Source organism: Nisaea sp. (assembly GCF_034670185.1).
GTDB lineage: Bacteria > Pseudomonadota > Alphaproteobacteria > Thalassobaculales > Thalassobaculaceae > Nisaea.
The window spans coordinates 99,506-121,390 of sequence record NZ_JAXMNY010000002.1 but is presented as its reverse complement, the minus strand read 5'-3'; the positions used below and the strand labels follow the sequence as shown (position 1 = coordinate 121,390).

Genomic DNA, 21,885 nt, shown 5'->3' with positions numbered 1-21,885 from the left:
GCAAACCTGACGTGAACCTGACAGCTTTGAAAAAAAACGGTTGGGTTACTAAAAGCGGATGATCGCCTCGAACCCGTCATTGCGTCCGGTCGCCGGGGACCGGAGTTCGAGCGTTCCTCCAGCCTGCTCCACGATCGTCTTCACGATCGCGAGCCCGAGACCGCTGCCTTCGGATCTGGAACGGCCGCGGGAAAACCGGTCCGTCAGGTGAGACAATTTCTCACCGGGAACGACCGCGCCTTCGTTGATCACCCGAATCGAACGGTCTTTCCCGATCAGCACGATCACCGTGCAATCCTTCGCGCCGTGAACCAAGGCATTTTCAATCAGGTTCCGGAGGGCGATCGCGAGCGCATCGAGATCGGTCTCTACAACATCCTGACCTTCTTCGTGGGTCTCATTGACGAGCTTCACCAGCCCTGCATAGGGTGTCTTGCGGTCGAATTCATCCACGAGATACTGTGCGACGTAGCCGAGTTTCATCGGCTCGCGTTTCAGGGCCACCCCGGCTTCTGCTCTTGAAAGCTGCAGCAGCTTCTCGACCAGGCCACCAAGCTCACGAAGGATCTCTTCGATCCGTCTAACCCGATCCGTTGCCGGATGCTGCTGAAGGTCAGCCTTGAGGCGGGATACCTGCGCCAAGGCAGAGGCCACGGGTGTGCGCAGCTCATGAGCGCTGCTTGAGGCAAAGGCGCGTTCCGCCTGCAGTGATTTCTGCAGGCGTTCCAGCAACCGATTTACATCTTCCACGATCGGGCTCAGTTCCTGCGGGAGTGATTCATCGTCGATAGGCGCTGTGTTACCGCCTCCGCGAGAAGCGATCGACGCGCGGACGCTTGTAATCGGACGTAGCGTTCCCAGAACGAAACAGCGAACGATGAAGGCGGAAAGGGGCAACAACACGAACAAAGGCGCCGTCAGGGTAAGCACCAGATTGAAGAGTGCTTCGTCACGGTGATCCAGGGCTTCGGCGACCTGGATGAAGACATCCTGACCGGCACTCGGCTCGGTATAGACGCGCCAGCCATTCCGGTTCGCGTAGCCTGGGGTCAGGGGTGTCTTGAAACCCTGCTTCGGCGCATCGTGCGAACGGATGAGCACGCGGCCGTCTGATGCCCGGATCTGGTATATGAGGTATTCTTCATGCTCTGCGACAACGATCTCTTCGCGGATCTCGCGCGACCATTCCACGGGCTCGCCTCGCTCCTTCAGGTCTTCGACCGCAAGTGGCAACAATCGCTGTGCGATTTCCTGAAGTGCGCTGTCGAATACTTCGTTGAATTCGTACCGGATAACAAACGCGGTCGTTACCGCCGCCGCGATCCAGAGGAGTGCGAGAGCCGCGCTCAGGCGGACAGTCAATCGCTGCGTAAGGCTCCATCGTGCCATATTCAGATCACCAGATTGTAGCCCACGCCCCGCTGCGTGTTGATCAACTCGGCGCCGAGCTTTTTCCTTAAACGGCTGATATGCACCTCCACGGCGTTGCTTTCGACTTCCTCGCCGAACTCGTAGAGCGCTTCCTCAAACTTTTCCTTCGATATGACCGTGCCGGGCCGGCGCGAGAGCTGGTCGAGTATCGCCCATTCCCGCCGCGTGAGAGCAATTTCCTCACCGTTCTTTCGAACCAGCTTGGCCGTAATATCGACCGAAACGTCACCGAAATCGACAACCTGCTTCAGATTTCCAACATAACGTCTGATCACCGCATGAATGCGCGCCGACAGCTCTTCCAGGTCGAAGGGTTTTACAAGGTAATCGTCCGCACCGGCGTTAAGGCCTGCGATCCGGTCGCTGATCTGGTCTTGTGCGGTAAGAATGAGAACAGGGCAGCTACTACCCCGCTCACGCATGGACTTGAGCAGATCAATGCCATTTCCGTCCGGCAGATTCAGATCCAGAAGCAAGAGATCGTAGTCCGTTGCGACAGCCGCCGCGTCTGCATCGGCCAGCGTCTGCACCCAGTCGACGGCATGGCTCTCGCTTCGAAGCTGCTCCTGGACAGCCGCACCAAGATGATGCTCATCCTCAATCAGGAGTATGCGCACGCAAAGCCTCTCTCAACTGGTTGTGACGACATGTCGTTCCGTCAATGCCGCACACCTTCCGGCAATGCCGCTGGAAATGCAAATATCCGGGCTCGTGGTCCAACACGCGGCACATAGGAGCCGATTGGCTTGGGCCGCTTCCGGAACGGGCTGTTATGAGGGGTCCGGCTTGAGGATGACGTGACGAAGCGATTGAAGCGCGGGCGACCGGAAGTCGTCAATTAAGAGATCAGCCCCGATGAGTGGAGCTGGATCGCCCGCACCGGTAATTGCGACTGAAAAGACGCCGGCGCCGATCAGCGCGGTCAGCCCGCTTGGCGAATCCTCGAACCCGATTGCCGCCTCTGCCGTGCAGCCGATGCGGGACAGGCCTTCCAGATAAGGTCCCGGGTCCGGTTTACCCAAGGGCACTTCTTCCGCGACAACAATTGCGTCGAAGCGGTCCGCGAGGCCAAGAGCGCGCAGCATCAGATCCGCATTCGCGCGTGGAGCGTTGGTTACCACGGCGGTTTTCAGACTGTGCTCGGCGGCCCAGTCCAGAAGCTCGGTCAGTCCTGGCATTCTCTCCAGCTGGACGACGCTGTTCCGGAACAGCTGTTCCTTCAGCTCGACATAGTCCCGGCCCTTGCCCTCGGGATCGTCGGGAAACAGAAAGTGCCGGGTGTCGTCATTGGCGCCGCCATGCAGGTGCTCCTCATACTCCTGGCGGGAGATTCGTCGGTCGAATGTCGCGAGAGCGGCGTTGGTCGCGGCGACATGTAGTTCGGTGGTGTCCACGAGCGTGCCGTCTAGATCGAATAGCAACGCATCAAGGCGGAGAGGGACGGGGCGTTTGCTCGTCCCCCGCAAGATGCCGCCTTGCACGGTTTACTCTGCCGCGTCCTGATAGGCCTCCAGCGGCGGGCAGGAGCAGATCAGGTGCTTGTCGCCGTAGGCCTGGTCGATCCGGGCGACCGGCGGCCAATACTTATCGGCCCGGAGGCTTTCGACCGGGAAGGCGCCCTGGGCGCGGGAATATTTCCGGTCCCAGTCATCCGCCATCAGATCGCCTGCCGTATGCGGCGCGTGGGCCAGCGGGCTTTCGTCGCGAGTGAGCTTGCCGTCCTCGATATCGCGGATTTCCTGCCGGATGGCGATCATCGCCGCGCAGAACCGCTCCAGCTCGGCCAGAGGTTCGCTCTCGGTAGGCTCGATCATCAGCGTGCCCGGCACCGGGAAGGACATGGTCGGTGCGTGGAAGCCGTAATCCATCAGGCGCTTGGCGACATCGTCGACGGTAACGCCCGTCTCGTCCTTCAGCGGGCGGAGATCGATGATGCATTCATGCGCCACCAGACCGTTCTTGCCTTTGTAGAGCACCGGGAAATGCTCTTCGAGGCGGTGGGCCAGATAGTTGGCGGAGAGGATCGCGACCTCGGTTGCCTGCTTCAGACCGTTGGCGCCCATCAGCTCGATATAGCTCCAGGAGATCGGCAGGATGCCGGCACTGCCATAGGGCGCAGCGCTGACCGGGCCGATGGCGGTTTCCTGAGCGTTCATGTTGCGGTGGCCGGGCAGGAACGGCGCCAGGTGCGCGCCGACGCCGATCGGGCCGACACCGGGGCCGCCGCCGCCATGCGGGATGCAGAAGGTCTTGTGCAGGTTCAGGTGGCTGACATCGGAGCCGAACTGGCCGGGCTTGCAGACACCGACCATGGCATTGAGGTTGGCGCCATCCATATAGACCTGTCCGCCATGTTCATGGATCAGATCGCAGATCTCGGTGACGGTCTCCTCGAACACGCCGTGGGTCGAAGGATAGGTGATCATCAAGGCGGCGAGAGTGTCGCTGTGCTGCTCGACCTTGGCTTTCAGGTCGGTCATGTCGATATTGCCGTGATCGTCGCATTTCACGACCACGACCTTCATGCCGGCCATCGCGGCTGACGCCGGGTTGGTGCCATGCGCGGAGCTTGGGATCAGGCAGATATTGCGATGCCCTTCGCCCCGGCTCTCATGATAGGCACTGATCACCAAGAGGCCCGCATACTCGCCCTGTGAGCCGGCGTTCGGTTGCAGGGAGACGGCGGCATAGCCGGTGATCTCCGCCAGCATGTGCTCCAGCTCGGTGATCATCAGATGATAGCCTTCGACCTGATCGCGCGGTGCGAACGGGTGGATGTCGGAGAAAGATGCCCAGGTGACCGGGATCATCTCGGTCGTCGCGTTCAGCTTCATGGTGCAGGAGCCGAGCGGGATCATCGACCGGTCCAGCGCCACGTCCTTGTCCGCGAGGCGGCGCAGGTAGCGCAGCATCTCGGTCTCGGAATGATAGCTGTTGAAGGCCGGATGGGTCAGGAAGTCCGAGCTGCGTTCCAGTTTCGCCGGGATGGCGTCCGGGGTGCGGTCGGCGACGGCCTCGTAGGTGAGTTCCTTCATGCTGTCGAAGGCCATCATGGCCCAGAGCCGCTCGACCAGCTCGCGGGTGCAGGTCTCGTCCAGCGAGATGCCGACACTGTTCTCGAAGATGCGCAGATTGACGCCTTCAATGCGGGCTGCTTCGATGACGGAGCCGGTCCAGTCGTCCGTCTGAACGATGATGGTGTCGAAGAAATTGTCGTGCGCGATGGTGTAGCCGAGCTCGCGCAGGCCCTGTGCGAGGATCGCGGTCCGGCGGTGCACCCGGCGGCCGATCTTGGTCAGCCCGTCCGGCCCGTGATAGCAGGCATAAGCCGCCGCCATGACGGCGAGCAGGACCTGGGCGGTGCAGATGTTGCTGGTCGCTTTCTCGCGGCGGATATGCTGCTCGCGGGTCTGCAGGGCCAGCCGGTAGGCCGGGTCACCATTCTTGTCGACCGATACGCCGACGATGCGGCCCGGGATGGAGCGCTTGTATTCGTCCTTGGTGGCGAAATAGGCCGCGTGCGGGCCGCCGAAGCCGAGCGGCACGCCGAAGCGCTGGCTGGTGCCGATGGCGACATCCGCGCCGAACTCGCCCGGAGGGGTGAGGTGAGTCAGGGCGAGCAGGTCCGCCGCGACCACGGCGAGCGCGCCCTGGGCATGGGCTTTCTCGACGATGCCGGCATAATCATGCACGGCGCCGTTGGTATCCGGATATTGCAGCAGGATGGCGAAGGCGTCTTCCGGCAGGGTGTCGTTCTCGTCGCCGACCATGACAGTCAGCCCGGCTGGAGCGGCGCGGGTCTGCAGAATGTCGATGGTCTGCGGATGGCAGTTCTTTGAGACGAAGAAGACGTTGCCCTTGTTCTTCGAGGCCTTGTGACAGAAAGCCATGGCCTCCGCTGCCGCCGTGCCTTCGTCCAGCAACGATGCATTGGCGATTTCCAGACCGGTCAGATCGCCGATCATGGTCTGGAAGTTCAGCAGCATTTCCAGCCGCCCCTGGCTGATTTCCGGCTGGTACGGCGTATAGGCCGTGTACCAGGCCGGGTTTTCCAGGATGTTGCGCTGGATGACGGCGGGCACGCGGGTGCCGTAATAGCCCATGCCGATCAGGGTGCGGTTCACCGTGTTGGTGTTGGCATATTGCCGGAGCTTCTGCAGCACCGCGCTTTCGGTCTGTGCGGGCGGCAGGTCGAGCGGCTCCTTGATGCGGATCTTTGCCGGAACGGCGGCATCAATCAGGGCGCCGAGGTTCTCGTAGCCGAGCGCCTTCAGCATCGTTGCCTGATCTTCCGGGCCGGGGCCGATATGACGGCGAATGAACTCTTCGCTTTCTTCCTGTTCGGCGAAGGCCAGCCTGTTGTCCATCATCTCTTCTGCTCCTTGTGGCCCGCAGGCCATACGTCATCTCGTGCATCAGGCGCCCGAACGGCGCCCGGCCTCAGGCCTCCGCGTGCGCCTTGTAGGCGTCCGCGTCCATCAGGGCGTCGAACTCGGCCTTGTCGGAAATCTTGATCTTGTAGAACCAGGCAGCGCCTTCGGGGTCGCTGTTCACCAGATCCGGCGTGTCGGCCAGTGCCGCATTGGCCTCGACCACTTCACCGGTCACCGGTGCGTAAAGCTCGCTTGCGGCTTTCACGGATTCAACGACGGCGGTTTCGTCCCCCTTGGCGACGGTCTTGCCGACATCCGGGACTTCCACGAACACGACTTCGCCAAGCTGTTCCTGCGCGAAATCAGTAATCCCCACGGTACCGATCTCGCCGTCGAGATCGATCCATTCATGGTCTTCGGTAAAGCGACGCTCGCTCATATCTGATCCCCTCTGGTGCTTTGTTTTAACGTTTGTAGCCATTCGGGACGAACGGCATTTTGGCGGTTTTGGCGGGCAGGGCTTTGCCCCGAACGACAACATTTACAGCGCTACCGGCGGCTGCGTGTTCGGTGGTGACGTATCCCATGGCCAGCGGAGCCTCCAGGCAAGGTCCGAAACCGCCGCTGGTGATGATGCCGATGCTGGTGCCGTCGGGTGCCTGGATTTCGGTGCCTTCGCGGGCGGGTGCCCGGCCGTCCGGCAGGATGCCGACCCGTTTCCGCGGGGCGCCGTTCTTGATTTGGTCGAGAATGATATCCGCGCCGGGAAAGCCGCCTTCCTCCCGCCGGCGCTTGCCGATGGACCAGGCAAGCGCGGCCTCGATCGGTGTTGTGGTCTCGTCGATATCGTGGCCGTACAGGCAAAGTCCGGCTTCGAGGCGCAGGGAATCCCGGGCGCCAAGCCCAATGGCTTCCACGTCGTTCTGCGCCAGCAATTTGCGGGCAAGCGCGTCGGCCTGATCGGCGGGCACGGAAATCTCGTAACCGTCCTCGCCCGTATAGCCTGACCGGGTGACGAAACAGGCTGCCCCGTCCACATTCATTTCGGCGCCGGTCATGAAGCTGAGTGTCGCGGCGGCCGGGGCGAGGGCGGACAGCGCGACCTCGGCGCCGGGGCCCTGCAAGGCGATCAGCGCGCGGTCTTCCAGAACCGTGATCTCGGAGGAAAGGTTGGCCCGCATATGGGCGATATCGGCATCCTTGCAGGCAGCGTTGACGACGACCATCAGGCCATCCTCGATCCGGCAGACCATCAGGTCATCCAAAATGCCGCCCTTGTCGTTCGTGAACATGCTGTAGCGCATCTGCCCGACAGAGAGCCCGTCGAGATCGCCGGGCACCAGCCGTTCCAGATCGCGCGCGGCATCGGCGCCGGTCAGCTTGACCTGCCCCATGTGGGAGACATCGAACAGCCCGGCCTTGGTGCGGGTATGCAGATGCTCGGCCTTGACCCCGGCGGGGTACTGAACCGGCATGTCATAGCCCGCGAACGGCACCATTTTGGCGCCGAGTTCGACATGCAGGCCGTGCAGGGGAGTCTTGAGAAGGGTTTGTTCCGTCATGGCACTCTCCGGTCAGCGTAAAGGCACCCCGGCAAAACGCCGGAACCTGCCCCCTCTGTCGCTAACCTGAGAGATTCACCCGGCGAACTCTGTGCCGGGCTTTCACCGTGGGTGAGACGGTTTCCCGTCTACTTTCCAGAAGTTCCTCGCCTCAAGGTCCTTTTGCCTGAGAGTTTCCGGGGGCGGTTGCTCCTTCGGCGCCGACCATGTGGCCGGTCTCTCCCTTGAGGGTCGTCGGTAGTGGCGAAACAATAGTCCTCGCCCGATAAAAAGAAAAGGGGCGTTGGCGACTAACGCCGCCGTGCCCGGTTATAGGCGAGCTGTTCCGGGGTGAGCTGGAAGCCGATCAGCACCCGATATCTGTTCAGGGTTTTTTGGTCCGCCGGATAGGGGATGGTCGGCTCGAACTCGTCCTTGATGGCGACGCGGCGCAGGTTGCCCTTGAACGGCAGAGTGTTGTCGAAGGTCTGTTTGGCGATGACGACACCGGTCTCGTCTGCGATGGCAAGGAAGTAGGTCACCGCCGCCTGATTGTCCTTGTTGGCCGGGCCGCGGGTGGCAATGACCTGGAACGCGATATCCATGACCAGCTCGTCGCTCTCGAAATTGCAGATCGCGCTGAGGCTGCTCAATTGGGCGTCGAATCGGACATCGGTGAGATCGCCGACGGCGCCGTCTACAAAGACCGTCACATGGTCCAGATCGTTGACGAAATTCGTCACCGGGCATCCCGGGGGCGGGGCCTCGTCACCGGCGCAGGCGGCCACGAACGCCAGCAGCACGAGCGGCAGCAGGGCGCGGGTTGGAAAGCGGAATCGCGATTGAGAAAACATGGCTCAGCTCTGCTAGGGTTCGGTCGGCGCCCACACTACTCGCTCACAGGCGCCCCCGCAATTGGCGAGGGGGCCCGTGTTGAATGGTGCAGCAGACCCGCAAATGGGCATGGCCTGCTGCCGTCTTCTATGGACAAGTTTTTACCGAGGGACTACATCGCGGGCATGAATAAAGCCGATCTCACAATTCTGCTGGCCACACCGCGCGGGTTTTGCGCCGGGGTGGACCGTGCCATCCAGATCGTCGAGCGCAGTCTCGAGAAGTACGGCGCGCCGGTCTATGTCCGGCACGAGATCGTGCATAACCGCTATGTGGTCGAGGGGCTGGAACGCAAGGGGGCGATCTTTGTCGAGGAACTGGACCAGGTGCCGCTCGACGCGCCCGTCGTATTCAGCGCCCATGGCGTGCCGAAATCGGTTCCGGCCGAGGCCGCGCGGCGCAACATGGTCTATCTCGACGCCACCTGCCCGCTGGTCAGCAAGGTGCATCTCGAAGCCGAACGGCATTTGAAGCAAGGCCGGCACATCGTCCTGATCGGGCATGAGGGCCATCCCGAAGTGATCGGTACCATGGGGCAGGTCCCGGACGGTGCCATCACCCTGGTGGAAACCCGGGCGGATGCCGAGACGGTCAGTTTCGACGGCGATCCGGATCTTGCCTTCATCACCCAGACCACGCTTTCGGTGGACGATACGGCGGAGATCGTCTCGGTCCTGCAGAGCCGGTTCCCGGAGATGGTCGGGCCGGCCAAGGAAGATATCTGCTACGCCACGACCAATCGTCAGGAAGCGGTGAAAGCCATTTCGGAGCGCTGCGACGGCATGGTCGTCATCGGTGCGCCGAACTCCTCGAACTCCAAGCGTCTGGTGGAGGTCGCCAGGGGGCGCGGCTGCGACAAGGCGTTGCTGATCCAGCGTGCTGTCGATATCGACTGGGACTGGATGGCCGACGTGACGGTTCTCGGCATTACCGCCGGGGCCTCCGCGCCTGAAATCCTTGTCGACGAGGTGATCGAGGCCTGCCGGGCCCATCGCACCGTCACCATCGAAGAGGTGACGGTCGCTCGCGAGGACGTTCATTTCAAGTTGCCCCGCGAACTGGCGAGCTGAATCCGTGGCCGTTTACACTGCTATTTCCGATGAGGACCTTGCGTCTTTTCTCGCTGACTATGACATCGGCGATCCGCTGTCCTTCTCCGGCATCGCCGAAGGGGTCGAGAATACGAATTTCATGGTCCGGACCACGACCGGCACCTACATTCTGACGCTCTATGAAAAACGGGTGAACCCGGACGATCTGCCGTTTTTCCTGAACCTGATGAGCCATTTGGCTGACAAGGGATTGTCCTGCCCGCGACCGGTTCTGGCGAAGTCGGGTGAGGCGCTCGGCACACTGAACGGCCGACCGGCGGCGATCGTGACCTTCCTCGACGGGGTCTGGCATCGCAAGGTCATGCCGGTGCATTGCCGGGCGCTCGGCACGGAGCTGGCGAGAATGCACGCGATGGGGGCGGATTTCCCGATGGTCCGGGAGAACAGCCTCTCCGTGCAGTCCTGGCGGCCATTGCTGGAATCCTGCGGGCCGCAGGCGGACAGCGTGAAACCCGGTCTCTATGCCTTCCTCGAAGCCGAAATCGATTTCCTGGAAAAGAACTGGCCGGCGGACCTGCCGCGCGGTGTTGTCCATGCGGATCTGTTCCAGGACAACGTCTTCTTTCTCGGAGACGAGCTGTCCGGCTTCATCGATTTCTATTTCGCCTGCACCGACATGCTGGTCTATGACCTCGCCATCTGTCTGAACGCCTGGTGTTTCGAGAGTGACGGCAGTTTCAACATCACCAAGGCGCGGCTGATGATCACGGCCTATGAGAGTGTTCGCAAACTCTCCGACGCCGAGCTTGCCGCCTTGCCGGTGCTCGCCCGGGGTTCCGCCACGCGCTTTCTGCTTACCCGCCTCTACGACTGGCTAAACCACCCGGAAGGCGCGTTTGTGAAGCCGAAGGATCCGATGGAGTATCACCGCAAGCTCAGCTTCCACCAGAGCGTCACCTCCAGTGCGGGTTACGGCATCTGATGATGAAGAAACGGGTCGAGATTTATACAGACGGTGCCTGCAGCGGCAATCCCGGCCCTGGCGGCTGGGGGGCGATCCTGCGCTATGGCGATACCGAGAAAGAACTCTCCGGCGGCGATAAAGAGACCACCAATAACCGCATGGAAATGATGGCGGCGATCACGTCTCTGGAAACCCTGACCCGGCCAATGCATGTGGATCTTTATACGGACAGCACCTACGTCCGTGACGGCATCACAAAGTGGATTCATGGCTGGAAGAAGCGTGGCTGGCGCACCGCCGACAAGAAGCCGGTGAAGAACATGGAGCTGTGGCAGCGCCTTGAGGCCGCCGTCGAGCGGCACGAGATCGAATGGCACTGGGTCAAGGGCCATGCCGGCCATCCGGAGAACGAGCGAGCGGACGAGCTGGCGCGGCTGGCAATTCCGTGAGTGCCCGCCCGTGAGTGTCGGCGCCGAGGCGCCGGTATGGGGGACGGAGCGAACCCGCTGGGACATTGTCGCGCTCGCCGTCGGCGCGGGCGTGGTCGCAGCCCTTCAGGTCGGTAAAGTCCCGCCGGCCCTTCCGGCCCTGCGGGCAGATCTGGACCTTTCCTTGGTCGGCGGTGGCTGGCTCGCCTCGCTGCTGCATCTTTTCGCGGCCCTGTTCGCCATTCTCATCAGCATGGCCACGGACCGGATCGGACCCGCCCGCCTGTTGGTTGCGGCGATGCTTGTCATCGCGGTTGGCTCCGCGCTTGGGGCAACATCCAGCTCCATGTTCGCCTTGTTCGCCGGGCGGGCGCTCGAAAGTCTCGGCTTTGTTGCCACCTCGATCGCCGCGCCGACCCTGATCGTTGCCGCCGCCAGACCCATGCATCGCTCTCTGGCGCTTGGGTTCTGGTCCGCCTATTTCCCCATTGGCGCCGCGATTGCGATGGTTGCCGCGCCGATGCTGATGGCCGCCGCCGGATGGCGCGGGCTCTGGCTTGCGGATGCGGTTATCTGTGTTCTCTTCGCCGGTGTTCTTGTTTTTCTGACGACACCGTCACGCTGGCCTGGTGTGCCGCGTCCCAGCCGGGAGCGCGGTTTCAAACAGGTGCTCGGGACATTGCGCCTGCCGGCCCCCTATCTTTTCTCGACGGCGTTCTTTCTCTATGCCTGCGCGATCTTTGCGTTGATGACCTGGATGCCGACCTTCCTAATCGAGCGGTTGGGATATTCTCTCGAAGGGGCGGCCCTGATCGGCGCGGCGGTGGTGCTGGTCAACATTGTTGGAAACCTTGGCGCGGCCTGGCTGATGCACCGCCAGATGCCGCGCTGGCTCATCATCGCCATCAGCTTCATCGGTATCATGGGGACAGCCTGGTTCGTCTTTGCAGGCGGGGCACCGGACGGTCTTCGGGTGCCCGCCGCGATCGCCATGTCGTGCATCAGCGGGGTGTTGCCGGCAGCCTGTCTCGCGGGTGCGCCTTCACATGCCCGGACTGCCTCAGAGGTCGCGACCTGCAGCAGCGTGGTCGTGCATGGCTCCAACCTCGGCAACCTGCTGGCGGCGCCGATCTTTGCCACGGTGGTGACCTATTTCGGCGGCTGGTCGAACGGGCATTTGCCGATGATCGGGCTTGGTTTGGCGGGCCTCGCGCTGGTGTTCTGGATCAAGCTGGTGGACAAGGCCGGCTAGCCGGCGCCGAACCGCGCCACCAGTGCGTCGAAACCGCTCTTGTAGATGAACGAGACGATGCCGTTCGCTTTGGTCTCGCTGCCTTCGTCCGGGGCGAAAGCCGAGCGCCAGCGCACTACGCAGCCGCCGTCGGTATCTTCGACCGACATCCAGGAGGAGTAATTTTCCAGCGGAAACGGCTTGCCGAGGATGGCATAGCGCATCCTGCGGCCGTCCTCGTCGCGCTCAAGCTGTACTTCGTCAAAGGTTGGCCCGCCACCGCCGGAGGTCAGGCGCCGGATGCCGCCCTCGCCGATAGTCTCGCTTTTTTCGACGGCCGGGTGCCATTTGTCGAGGTTAAGGAAGTCGCCGATGACTTCCCAGACTTCGGCGGCCGATGCCGCCAGCTTCACGCTCATGTCCACAGTCGCCATCATCGTCCTCCCTCGACTCAAGATATGGCAGGGTAAACCCTGAAGAAGATAAGGCAAAGTCCCAGATATCAATCGGGGCTCATCAACGCGGGACCACAATTGGTGTGCCGGTGACGGGATCGGGTGTGACCAATGCGTCGAGCCCGAAGGCCCGGTGCAGGTTCTCTTCGCTCAGAACAGCATCCGGCGTGCCGGTGGCAACCAGCCCGTCGGGGCCGAGCAGGACCAGATGATCCGAATAGCGGGCCGCGAGATTGAGGTCATGCAGCACAGTGATGACCGTGGTGCTGTGGTGTCGGTTACGCTCCTGCAATAGCTTAAGGACTTCAAGCTGGTGGCGCAGATCGAGCCATGTTGTCGGCTCGTCCAGCAGCAGGTAGGGCGTGTCCTGTGCCAGCACCAGCGCGATCCAGGCCCGCTGTCGCTGCCCGCCGGACAGCGTGTTCAGCGGACGGTCTATCTGGTCTTCCAGACCGACATGACGCAGGGCGGCGGTGCATTTTTCCAGATCCTGCGCGCTCCAGGCCGCAAGCAACCCGCGCCACGGCGTCCGGCCGCGCTTGATCAGCTCCATGACGGTGATGCCGTCCGGTGCGTTTGGCGCTTGCGGCAGGATCGCCAATCGCCGGGCCAGCGCCCGTGTGTCGAGCGAGAACACATCCTCTCCATCCAGGGTGACGGTCCCTCGGGATGGGCGGAGCAATCTGGCAAGGGCGCGGAGCAGGGTGGATTTTCCGCAGCCGTTCGGGCCCAGAATGGAGGTTGCCTGCCTGTCCGGGAAGGCAAGAGACAGATCCGCGATCACGGCTTTGTCGCCATAGCCGAGGGTCAGGTCTTCGGTTTTCAGAACGGTGTGCGTCACAGGTCCCCCGTCTCCATTTCTCGTAGCAGAAGCCAAATCAGATAGGGCGCCCCCAAGATGCCCGTCATCACCCCGACCGGCAGTTGCAGGCCGGGTATGGCTGCCCTTGAGGCCAGATCGGCCAGCACCGTGATGATGGCACCCGCGACGGCGGCCGAAGCCAGTTTGCCCGCCGGATGCCGTGCGCCGGTCAGTCTCGCGCCCAGGGGGGCGGCCATCAGGGCGATGAAGGGCAGCGGCCCGGCGACGGCGACGCCGGTTGCGGCCAGCAACACGCCGGTCACGGCCAGCAGTCCGCGCGACAGGGAGATCCGTATGCCCAGCCCGGCGGCGAGATCGTCCCCCAGCTCCAGCAGGGCGAGGGAGCGTGTCTGTAAGGCGAGGGCAAGGGTCAGGGCCGCGCCGAGACCGAAGACCTGCCACACGTGGTCCCAGTTTCTGGCGGCAAGCGATCCAGTCAGCCAGCGCTGCGCCTCGGTGGCTTCATGATGCGGCAGGCGGGTCATGATGAAACTGCTGGCGGCGGCGGCGAAGAAGCCGACCCCGAGACCGACAAGGATCAGCGTCAGGGCCGCATGCGCCCCGCTCCGGCCCGAGGCGAGGAAGATGACGGCGCCGGCGGCAGCCAGCCCGCCGATGGCGGAGAACAGCGGGATGGGCAGGGCGATTCCGGCGGACACGCCCCAGATCGCGGCCAGCCCGGCACCGGAGGTGAAACCCATGACGTCCGGCGAGGCCAGCGGGTTGCGCAGCAAAATCTGGAAGATCGCACCGGACATGCCGAGCACCGCGCCAGCGCCGAGCGCCGTTCCGACGCCGGGGCCGCGCAGTACCCGGAGGAACAGCGCGCCGGGCCCGGAGCCGTGCCAGAGCCCGTCCCAGAGCGCGGCCGGGCCGATCATGACCTGGCCTATGGAAAGGCCGAGCAGGACCGCGAGCAGCAGCAGCACGATGATGAGGAATGTGCCCTTCATGTCAGCGCCCCCGGCCGCAGGCGCCGGGCGATCCAGATAAAGACCGGCGCACCGATCAGGGCAGTCATGATGCCGACGCGGATTTCAGTCGGGGCGACCAGCAGGCGCCCGGCGGTATCGGCCAAGAGCAGGATGGTGGCGCCGAAGAGGGCGGAGACGAGGAGCTCCATGCGCAGGTTGTGGCCGCTGATGCGGCGGGCGAGCGGCGGCACCATCAGGCCGAGGAAGGCAATCGGACCGGCGATCGAAACGGCGGCGCCCGTCAGCAGGGTCAGGACAGCCAGCGCGCCGAGCTGAATACGGCCCGGCTTTGTACCGAGACCCTTGGCAAGTCCGGTGCCGAGGGCGAGGGCTTCCAGCCTCGGTGCCAGCAGCAAGGCAAACCCGGCGCCGAGGGCGGCAATGGCGCTCATTTCCAGCAGCGGACGCACATTGGCCTGGGCGAGCGATCCGGCGGCCCAGAAGCGGAAGACTTCCAGCGCTTCGGTCCGCGTCAGCACGATGGCGGAGACCAGCGACATCAGCAGTGCATTGAGGGCGATCCCGGCGAGCGTCAACCGGACCGGGCCTGTCTCGCCGCGCAAGCCCCCGCCGATGGCGAACACGCCGAGCGATGCCAGGGCGGCGCCGGGAAAGGACAGGGCGGCGATGAAACCGCCATCCGCCCGGCCAAGCAGGAAAGCGCCCAGAACGATGGTGAAGGCGGCGCCCGCATTGACGCCCATCAGGCCGGGGTCCGCCAGCGGGTTGCGGGTGAGCGATTGCATGACGGACCCGGCCACCCCCAGGCTCGCACCCGCCGCCAGTCCGGCGATCAGGCGCGGCAGGCGGATATCCCGGACCACGATATGCAGAGGGTTCATCGGGTCGAACGCGATCAGGGCGTGCCAGATCTCCGGCACGGGAACAGAGCGCACACCGGCGGCGAGAGTCGCGATGACGGCGCAAACCAGCAGCAGGACGGGAAGGGCAAATCTCACCGTGTCAGCCCGGCCTTGACGCTTGAAGGCACGGGCGTCTCTGTGCTGCCGTCGAGGGCAAGGGCGATATAGCCTTCAAGCGCCGTCAGGGCAAAAGGCAGGGACAGAACGCTGCCGAATGACAGGGCGCCGGCGATGAGCGGCCCCGCGAAGACCTCGCGTCCCTGCCAATGGGCGTTCAGGGTCTTGCGCATGGGCAGGGCGACAATGTCCGGTGCCTTTTCCTGAGAGGATATCCAGATCAGCAAATCGGCATCGAGCGGGGACAGATCTTCCGGCGAGAGCCGGGCAAAGAACGAGTCCGGCGCCGACAGGCTGGCGATCGCATCGGGCGCGGTAAAGCCCAGCTCCTTCAGGAAGGTCGCCCGCGTGTCGGTACCGACGAACGCGCCGGTCTCGCCGCTATAATGATAGGCGCAAACAGCCGTCTTTCCTTCCCATTCCGGGTGGGCTTGCCGGGCGCCGGCAAAGGCGCCTCTGGTCTCGGCGATCAAGTGCTCCGCCTGCTCGGCCTTGCCGGTGGCCCGGCCGAGAATGCGCGTCACCACATCCCACGGCGTGCCGTATGCGTCATTGCCGTCCGGTTGCATGAGCACCGGCGCTATTTGCGAGAGCAGATCGTATTCCGCCCGGGAGATACCGGAGCCAATGCCGACGATCAGGTCGGGTGCGAGCGAGGCGACGATTTCCACTGAGACCTCGCCGGATATCAGTGTTGGCTTTCCATCGCCGAGGAACGGTGTTGCCCAGGGCCAGACGCCATAGGGCAGGTTTCCGTACCATTCGCGGATTCCAACCGGGACGGTGCCGAGCGCGAGTAGGGGATCGTGTGTCGTGTAGCCGAGTGAGACCACCCGTTTGGCCGGTTTAGGCAGAACGGTTTTGCCGAACGCATGTTTGAAGCGGAGTTCCTGTTCTGACGCGAAGACGGGCGGTGCGGCGAGGCTTGAGAGGAGCAGCCCGCAGCCGGCCAGCAGGGCACGGCGGCTCGGCTGGATAAAGGAAGGCGACGCCGTCCTGCTGTTCTTTCCCGCGTCGTCCACGTCTCGTCTCCTGCAGGCCCTTCGGGCAGTGGCATTGCCAAAGGTAGGCAGGCACTGGCATTGCCAAAGATATACGGCTGAATTCGTTCGATAATGCGCGTAGGTCTATGGAAAATGCGAATGCAAGTCAATCGCGACTGGGCAACGCGCCCCTCTCTCCGCCCAATGCTCAATTTCCGACGAAACCTCCGTGCTCAATGTCGCCGCCCGGCGCGCTTCGCGTCGTTGAGCCTGATGCACTAGTGTCAGAGTCAAGGTCGCCGGGCGCGCCGGTGCCGAGGGGAGATAATCGATGAAATCGCATGCGCAAGTCGTTGTTATCGGCGGGGGCGTCGTTGGCTGCAGCGTTCTCTATCACCTGACCAAACTGGGCTGGAAAGACGTGGTCCTGGTGGAGCGCAGCGAGCTGACATCGGGCTCGACCTGGCATGCGGCGGGCGGCATGCACACGCTGAACAGCGACCCGAACGTCACCAAGCTGCAGAAATACACCATCGATCTGTACAAGGAGATCGAGGAGATTTCCGGCCAGGCGACCGGCGTGCATCTGTCCGGCGGGATCATGGCGGCGGGGACGCCCGAGCGCCTCGACTATCTGAAGACGATGGTCGCCAAGGGCAAATATATGGGCCTCGATATTGACTTCATCTCCCTCGACGAGGCGCAGCGCCTGCATCCGCTGGTCGATGCCAGTCACTTCACCGGCGCCGTCTACGACCCGAACGAGGGCCATGTCGATCCTTCCGGCGTGACCAACGCCTATGCCATCTCGGCCCGCAAGGGCGGTGCGGAGATCTACCGCCACACCAAGGTCGAGGAACTCGTGGCGGAAAAGGATGGCGGCTGGTCGGTGGTTACCGACAAGGGCACGATCCGCTGCGAGAAAGTGGTGAATGCGGGCGGCCTCTGGGCCCGCGAGATCGGCCGCATGGTCGGGCTTGAGCTGCCCGTGCTGGCGATGGAGCACCATTACCTGATCACCGAGGCGCTGGATGAAATTAAGGCGCTGGATGCCGAGCTGCCGCACCTGATCGATTTTGAAGCCGAGCTTTATACCCGTCAGGAAGGCCAGGGCTTCCTGCTTGGCACCTACGAGAAAGCTTGCGTGCCATGGTCGCCGCACCAGACACCGTGGGATTTCGGGCATGAGCTGCTGCAACCGGATCTCGACCGGATCGCGCCGTCTCTCGATATCGCCTACCAGCATTTCCCGTTCCTGGCCAATGCAGGGGTGAAGTCGATGATCAACGGGCCGTTCACCTTCGCGCCGGACGGCAACCCGCTGGTCGGCCCGGTGCCGGGCCTCAAGAACATGTATCTCGCCTGCGGTGTCATGGCCGGGTTCAGCCAGGGTGGCGGCGTCGGTCTCGCGCTCGCCCAGTGGATGATCGAGGGCGAGCCGGACATGGATATCTACGCCATGGATTGCGCCCGCTTCGGCTCCTACGCGACAAAGGGCTATACCTACGAGAAGGTGAAGGAAAACTACTCCCGCCGCTTCTCCATCACTTTCCCGAACGAGGAACTGCCGGCGGGCCGTCCGCTGCGCAAAACGGCGATCTATGACCGGCTGGCAGCGCAGAATGCCGTGTTCGGCGCGTCCTACGGGTTGGAACATGCTCTCTGGTTCGCGCCGGAAGGCATGGAGCCGGTGGAGAATGTGACCTTCGGCCGCTCCAACGCTTTCGGCCCGGTGGCGGAGGAATGCAAGGCTGTGCGCACCGGCGTTGGCATGATCGAGATTTCCAGCTTCGCCAAATACGAGGTCATGGGCGAGGGCGCGGAAGCCTGGCTATCGGAGCTGATGGCAAACAAGATGCCGCGCACCGGCCGCATGGCGCTGACCCCGATGCTCAATCGCCAGGGCAAGATCATCGGCGATTTCACCGTCGCCAAGCTGGCCGACGACCGGTTCATGATCTTCGGCTCCGGCATCGCGGAAATGTTCCACCTGCGCTGGTTCTGGGATCACCTGCCGGAGACCGGCGTTGCCATCCGGAGCCGCTGTCAGGAACTGGTCGGCCTCTCAATCGCCGGGCCGAAATCGGCTGACCTGATGGCGAAACTGACGCATGAGGATGTTTCCACCAAGGCAATGCCGTTCATGTCTTTCCGGGAGATGAATCTCGGCATGCTGAATGCCATGGTCGGCCGGGTTTCCTTCACCGGCGAGCGCGGCTACGAGATCTGGGTGAAGCCGGATTATCTGATCACGCTCTATGACATGCTGGTCTCGGCGGGTGCGGAATTCGGGCTGAAGCATTTCGGCGGCAGGGCGCTCAATTCCCTACGTCTGGAAAAGAGCTTTGGCGGTTTCCGGGCGGAATTCACGCCGGATTATTCACCCTTCGAGGCCGGGCTGGACCGCTTCGTCGACATGTCGAAGAACAGCTTTATCGGCCGCGATGCGCTGGTCGCGGAGAAAGAGACAGGCGGCACCTACCGGCTGATCACGCTGACCATCGATGTCGAGGAGATCGATCCGATCGCCGACGAGCCGATCTTCCATGACGGCAAAGCCATCGGCTGGGTGACATCGGGAGGCTATGGCCACTCGACAGGCAAGAGCATCGCCATCGGTTACGTGCCGAAGGCGTTCGCCGACAAGACGGAAGGCTTCGAGGTCGAAATCCTCGGCAGGATCCTGAAGGCGCACCGGGTGGACTCGCCGCTGCACGACCCGATTGGCAAGCTGATGCGGGGGTGACGGCGAGGAGTGCTACCCAAGCTCCCAGCCGGTTGCGGCGGCGAGGTCGGTCTTGTTGACCCCGATGACGGTCACGGTGCCGCCGTCGGAGAAGGTGACGGTGGTGTTGCCGCCGCTCTCCACTCCGCCGTTGACATCGAGCCCGGCCTCAAGCGCCAGCGTGTCGGTGCCGGCCTGGAAATCCGTCACCGTCTCGTTGCCGCCGCCGAAGCTGAAGACGAAGGTGTCTGCGCCGGCCCCGCCGGAGAGCGTGTCGTCGCCCGCATTGCCGCAGATCAGATCATTGCCCTCCCCGCCGGCAAGCGCGTCGTTGCCTTGTCCGCCATAGAGCGCGTCGTCGCCGAGATTGCCGAACAGCGTGTCGGCGCCGGCATTGCCGTAGACCATGTCGTTGCCCTGGCCGCCATAGAGCAGGTCCAGGCCGCCGCCGCCGGACAGCGTGTCCGCGCCCTTGTTGCCGTAGAGCATGTCCGCGTCGTTGCCGCCGTTCACGATGTCCGCGCCCTGTCCGCCATAGAGCGTGTCCATGCCGCCACCACCGAAGATCGAATCCGCCCCCTGGTTGCCGTAGATCAGGTCCTCGCCGAAGCTGGAGCCGAGCGTGTCGTTGCCGCCGCCTCCGGCGATTGTGTCGTTCCCGTTGCCGAGCGAGACGAATTGGACGGCATCGTCGCCGACGACATAGTTCGTGCCGTCGCCGCCGATGACGGTGGCGTTGCCAAGGATGGCGGCGAAGTCGATATGGTCGAGCTGCAGGGTCGAGCCGGGTGCAAGGCCGGAGGTGTCGATGATGAAGGCCTCGCCGCTGCCCGAGGAAGTACCGGTGAACTGGATTGTCTGCTGCGATCCGCTGCTGTCTGAAAAGGTGATGGTCCGGATATCAACCGGGGCTCCGCCAAGGCTGTTCACGAAGGCCTGGCCGTGGCTGTCGATGAAGGTCTGGTTCGTGGTTGAAGTGCCGGATCCCTGGATCTGGCTTGTGAATGTGATTCCCGCCGCATCGCCGCTGACCGCCGTGCCGGTGCCGCTGTTCGTCAGGGAGAGTCCGGCCGGTAGGGTGACGGTGACGGTATTGCCGCTACCGGTGTCCGAGATCAGCACGCCGCTCGCGGCCGACCCGGTATTGTTTGTCAGCGTATGGCTGGTCTCCGTGCCGGAGCTGTCGCCGGAGCTCTGGCCGGTTTTCGTCAACCCGCTGTTGCCGGAGGATTGCGGCGCGTTGGAGAAGGTCAGGGTGGAGTTCGTGCCGTCATAAGAGACGGAGATCTGCAGGCTGCCGGACGCGTTCGCGATATTCACCGCGTTCGAGCCGCCGAGGCTGATCGAGCTGCCGACGATAGACCCGTTGAGGGAGCTCAGATCCGTGCTTTTCACATAGATCGAGTCGCCGATCTCGAGGCCGTAGATGGTGTCGCCGTTCAGGTTTGAGACTGCGCCAAAGGACGCGCCCGCGAAGAGGTCTGCGCCGGATCCGCCGACGAGAATGTCTCTGTCACTGCCCCCGTAGAGGGTGTCGTCGCCCACGCCGCCATAGAGCGTGTTCCCAGCTCCCCCGCCGCCGTCGTCGGCTTTCGCTCCGGCATAGATAACGTCGTTGCCTTCGTCGCCATAGAGCAGGTTGAGAGCCTTGCCTCCGCCGTCGTCGCCGTAGAGCGTGTCGTTGCCGGTGCCGCCATATATCGTGTCCGGGCCGTCGTCCGAGTGGATCCAATCGTCGCCGGCATCGCCGTATAGCACCGCCCCGGTGGTGGTTCCGGTGCCGGAGCCGCCCGGGCCCTGGACGGTGTCGTTGCCATCGCCGCCATAGAACACCGCGCCGGTATTGAAGATGAAGCCCGAGCTGAAATCGTCCCCGGCCCCGCCGTAATAGGTGTCGGCACTGGTGTCGGACTCGAGCGAAGACCCGAGCGTATCGTTGCCGTCGCCGCCGAAAAGCACGTCGCTGCCGGTCCCGGCCCGGAGCGAGTCATTGCCCTCGCCGCCATAGAGCGTGTCGTTGCCACCATCGCCGCTAAGAGCGTCGTTGTCGGCATTGCCGTAGACGAGGTCGTCACCCAGGCCGCCAGAGATCGTATCGTTGCCGTCGCCACCGGTGATCGTATCGTTGCCACCATTGCCGATGATGAGGTCGTTGCCGGCCAGCGCGTCGATATCGTCCGCGTCGCCATCGCTGGTCAGTGTGTCGTCACCGGTGGAGGGCGTCCCTGTCACGGCAAGCCGTTCGGGATAGGCATGCAGTGCATCGGCTGTGAAAAGTGCGACCGCGACCGGTAGACCCGTCCATCCGGCATCGCCGCCAAGCGGTCTCGTGGAGGCGTGCACGGTGATGCCTAGCGCCTGCTCGAAGGTTTCGACCAGTTCCGATCCGGCGTGTCCGGCACCGGTCTCGCAGGAGATCAGCGCCAGTTCAGCACCGGGCGCAAGCGCGTCCCGGATGCGGTCAAGATTGTGCCGGTTGGCCTTCAGCTCCGCGCTGTCGATGCGCTGTCCCGAGAGTTCGACGGCGCCGGGGGCGCCGTGCGCCAGGATCGAGAGATGGCTGACGTCCGACGTGCCGGACAGCAGCGCCGCGATTTCCGCCAGCGGATCGCCCGAAGCGGCGAGCCGGTGTATCTCGGTTCCGGTCCGCAGGCTGGCAGTCAGGAGACCGGCGTCACGGACTGCAGGGTCGATAAAGATATAGCGCGTGTTCTGGTTCATACTTCACGTACCCGCTGGCTCTGAAAGATGAAGCGATAGTTCGGGAAGCGCACAATGCTGGTGTGGGGAGTATCAAGATATTGGAATTATGGGAATTTTTGGAAAACGCTTTGGAAAAATTGGAAAACGTTTTGGAAAAATTGGAAATTGGGTGTGGAGTGGCGATGAAGCGGGAGCATTTCAAAACGGTGGCGATGCGCCGTGCCGATCAGCGGCGAAACGCCGGTCGGCCTCTGGAAAATGCGATCCGTCGAGCTGGATGTATCGCGCC

The 21,885-nt window shown here is 63.3% G+C and carries 18 protein-coding genes and 2 riboswitches; of the genes, 5 read left to right on the top strand and 13 right to left on the bottom strand.

Annotated features, from left to right (window positions below; all coding sequences use genetic code 11):
* Positions 1 to 48: 48 nt before the first annotated feature.
* The 7 genes from VOI22_RS10120 to VOI22_RS10090 all read right to left on the bottom strand — a co-directional run bounded on the left by VOI22_RS10120 (position 49) and on the right by VOI22_RS10090 (position 8,199).
* The gene (locus tag VOI22_RS10120) at positions 49 to 1,389 is read right to left on the bottom strand and encodes an ATP-binding protein (RefSeq protein WP_323796400.1); all 1,341 of its coding nucleotides are present in this window, start codon (positions 1,387 to 1,389) and stop codon (positions 49 to 51) included.
* 2 nt (positions 1,390 to 1,391) lie between these two features.
* Positions 1,392 to 2,048, bottom strand: coding sequence for a response regulator transcription factor (locus tag VOI22_RS10115; RefSeq protein WP_323796399.1), 657 nt, complete (start codon positions 2,046 to 2,048; stop codon positions 1,392 to 1,394).
* A 153-nt stretch (positions 2,049 to 2,201) separates the two neighbouring features.
* A complete protein-coding gene (locus VOI22_RS10110) occupies positions 2,202 to 2,912 on the bottom strand; it encodes an HAD family phosphatase (protein WP_323796398.1) in 711 nt (236 codons plus the stop codon).
* Positions 2,913 to 2,915: 3 nt separating this feature from the next.
* The gene (gene gcvP, locus VOI22_RS10105) at positions 2,916 to 5,801 is read right to left on the bottom strand and encodes an aminomethyl-transferring glycine dehydrogenase (RefSeq protein WP_323796397.1); all 2,886 of its coding nucleotides are present in this window, start codon (positions 5,799 to 5,801) and stop codon (positions 2,916 to 2,918) included.
* Between the two features lie 70 nt (positions 5,802 to 5,871).
* Complete coding sequence (gene gcvH, locus VOI22_RS10100; RefSeq protein ID WP_028466825.1) at positions 5,872 to 6,243, bottom strand: glycine cleavage system protein GcvH; 372 nt, start codon at positions 6,241 to 6,243, stop codon at positions 5,872 to 5,874.
* A 25-nt stretch (positions 6,244 to 6,268) separates the two neighbouring features.
* The gene (gcvT, locus tag VOI22_RS10095; RefSeq protein WP_323796396.1) at positions 6,269 to 7,366 is read right to left on the bottom strand and encodes a glycine cleavage system aminomethyltransferase GcvT; all 1,098 of its coding nucleotides are present in this window, start codon (positions 7,364 to 7,366) and stop codon (positions 6,269 to 6,271) included.
* Between the two features lie 52 nt (positions 7,367 to 7,418).
* A riboswitch (glycine riboswitch) is annotated at positions 7,419 to 7,508 on the bottom strand.
* Between the two features lie 2 nt (positions 7,509 to 7,510).
* Positions 7,511 to 7,601: riboswitch (glycine riboswitch) on the bottom strand.
* 55 nt (positions 7,602 to 7,656) lie between these two features.
* Positions 7,657 to 8,199: a hypothetical protein gene (locus VOI22_RS10090; RefSeq protein ID WP_323796395.1), complete on the bottom strand. Its 543-nt coding sequence runs from the start codon at positions 8,197 to 8,199 to the stop codon at positions 7,657 to 7,659.
* 165 nt (positions 8,200 to 8,364) lie between these two features.
* Here VOI22_RS10090 and ispH point away from each other — a divergent pair, with 165 nt between their 5' ends.
* From ispH to VOI22_RS10070, 4 genes are read left to right on the top strand one after another with little or no spacing between them, the layout of a single operon-like run.
* Positions 8,365 to 9,309 carry a 4-hydroxy-3-methylbut-2-enyl diphosphate reductase gene (gene ispH, locus VOI22_RS10085; RefSeq protein ID WP_323796394.1) on the top strand — a complete coding sequence of 315 codons (945 nt, stop codon included), beginning with the start codon at positions 8,365 to 8,367 and terminating at the stop codon, positions 9,307 to 9,309.
* Between the two features lie 4 nt (positions 9,310 to 9,313).
* Complete coding sequence (locus tag VOI22_RS10080; protein WP_323796393.1) at positions 9,314 to 10,273, top strand: homoserine kinase; 960 nt, start codon at positions 9,314 to 9,316, stop codon at positions 10,271 to 10,273.
* Positions 10,273 to 10,704 (top strand): ribonuclease HI, encoded by a 432-nt coding sequence (gene rnhA, locus VOI22_RS10075; protein WP_028466830.1) that lies wholly within the window; start codon positions 10,273 to 10,275, stop codon positions 10,702 to 10,704. The genes VOI22_RS10080 and rnhA overlap by 1 nt, the downstream gene beginning before the upstream one ends.
* A 10-nt stretch (positions 10,705 to 10,714) precedes the next feature.
* Entirely contained in the window at positions 10,715 to 11,935 is a 1,221-nt protein-coding gene (locus tag VOI22_RS10070; RefSeq protein ID WP_323796392.1) for an MFS transporter, read from the top strand.
* Here VOI22_RS10070 and VOI22_RS10065 read toward each other — a convergent pair.
* The 5 genes from VOI22_RS10065 to VOI22_RS10045 form a co-directional block, all read right to left on the bottom strand.
* Entirely contained in the window at positions 11,932 to 12,348 is a 417-nt protein-coding gene (locus VOI22_RS10065) for an SRPBCC family protein (protein ID WP_323796391.1), read from the bottom strand. The two genes, VOI22_RS10070 and VOI22_RS10065, sit on opposite strands and share 4 nt — an antisense overlap.
* An 82-nt stretch (positions 12,349 to 12,430) precedes the next feature.
* Complete coding sequence (locus VOI22_RS10060; protein WP_323796390.1) at positions 12,431 to 13,210, bottom strand: ABC transporter ATP-binding protein; 780 nt, start codon at positions 13,208 to 13,210, stop codon at positions 12,431 to 12,433.
* On the bottom strand, positions 13,207 to 14,184 hold the full coding sequence (locus VOI22_RS10055) for an iron ABC transporter permease (protein WP_323796389.1): 978 nt from the start codon (positions 14,182 to 14,184) through the stop codon (positions 13,207 to 13,209). Before VOI22_RS10055 ends, VOI22_RS10060 begins: the two co-directional genes overlap by 4 nt.
* Positions 14,181 to 15,164: an iron ABC transporter permease gene (locus tag VOI22_RS10050; RefSeq protein ID WP_323796388.1), complete on the bottom strand. Its 984-nt coding sequence runs from the start codon at positions 15,162 to 15,164 to the stop codon at positions 14,181 to 14,183. Before VOI22_RS10050 ends, VOI22_RS10055 begins: the two co-directional genes overlap by 4 nt.
* The gene (locus VOI22_RS10045) at positions 15,161 to 16,207 is read right to left on the bottom strand and encodes an iron-siderophore ABC transporter substrate-binding protein (RefSeq protein ID WP_323796387.1); all 1,047 of its coding nucleotides are present in this window, start codon (positions 16,205 to 16,207) and stop codon (positions 15,161 to 15,163) included. The genes VOI22_RS10050 and VOI22_RS10045 overlap by 4 nt, the downstream gene beginning before the upstream one ends.
* A 292-nt stretch (positions 16,208 to 16,499) precedes the next feature.
* Here VOI22_RS10045 and VOI22_RS10040 point away from each other — a divergent pair, with 292 nt between their 5' ends.
* A complete protein-coding gene (locus tag VOI22_RS10040; protein ID WP_323796386.1) occupies positions 16,500 to 18,914 on the top strand; it encodes an FAD-dependent oxidoreductase in 2,415 nt (804 codons plus the stop codon).
* Between the two features lie 12 nt (positions 18,915 to 18,926).
* Here VOI22_RS10040 and VOI22_RS10035 read toward each other — a convergent pair whose 3' ends face one another.
* Positions 18,927 to 21,614: a DUF4347 domain-containing protein gene (locus VOI22_RS10035; protein ID WP_323796385.1), complete on the bottom strand. Its 2,688-nt coding sequence runs from the start codon at positions 21,612 to 21,614 to the stop codon at positions 18,927 to 18,929.
* Between the last annotated feature and the right edge of the window lie 271 nt (positions 21,615 to 21,885).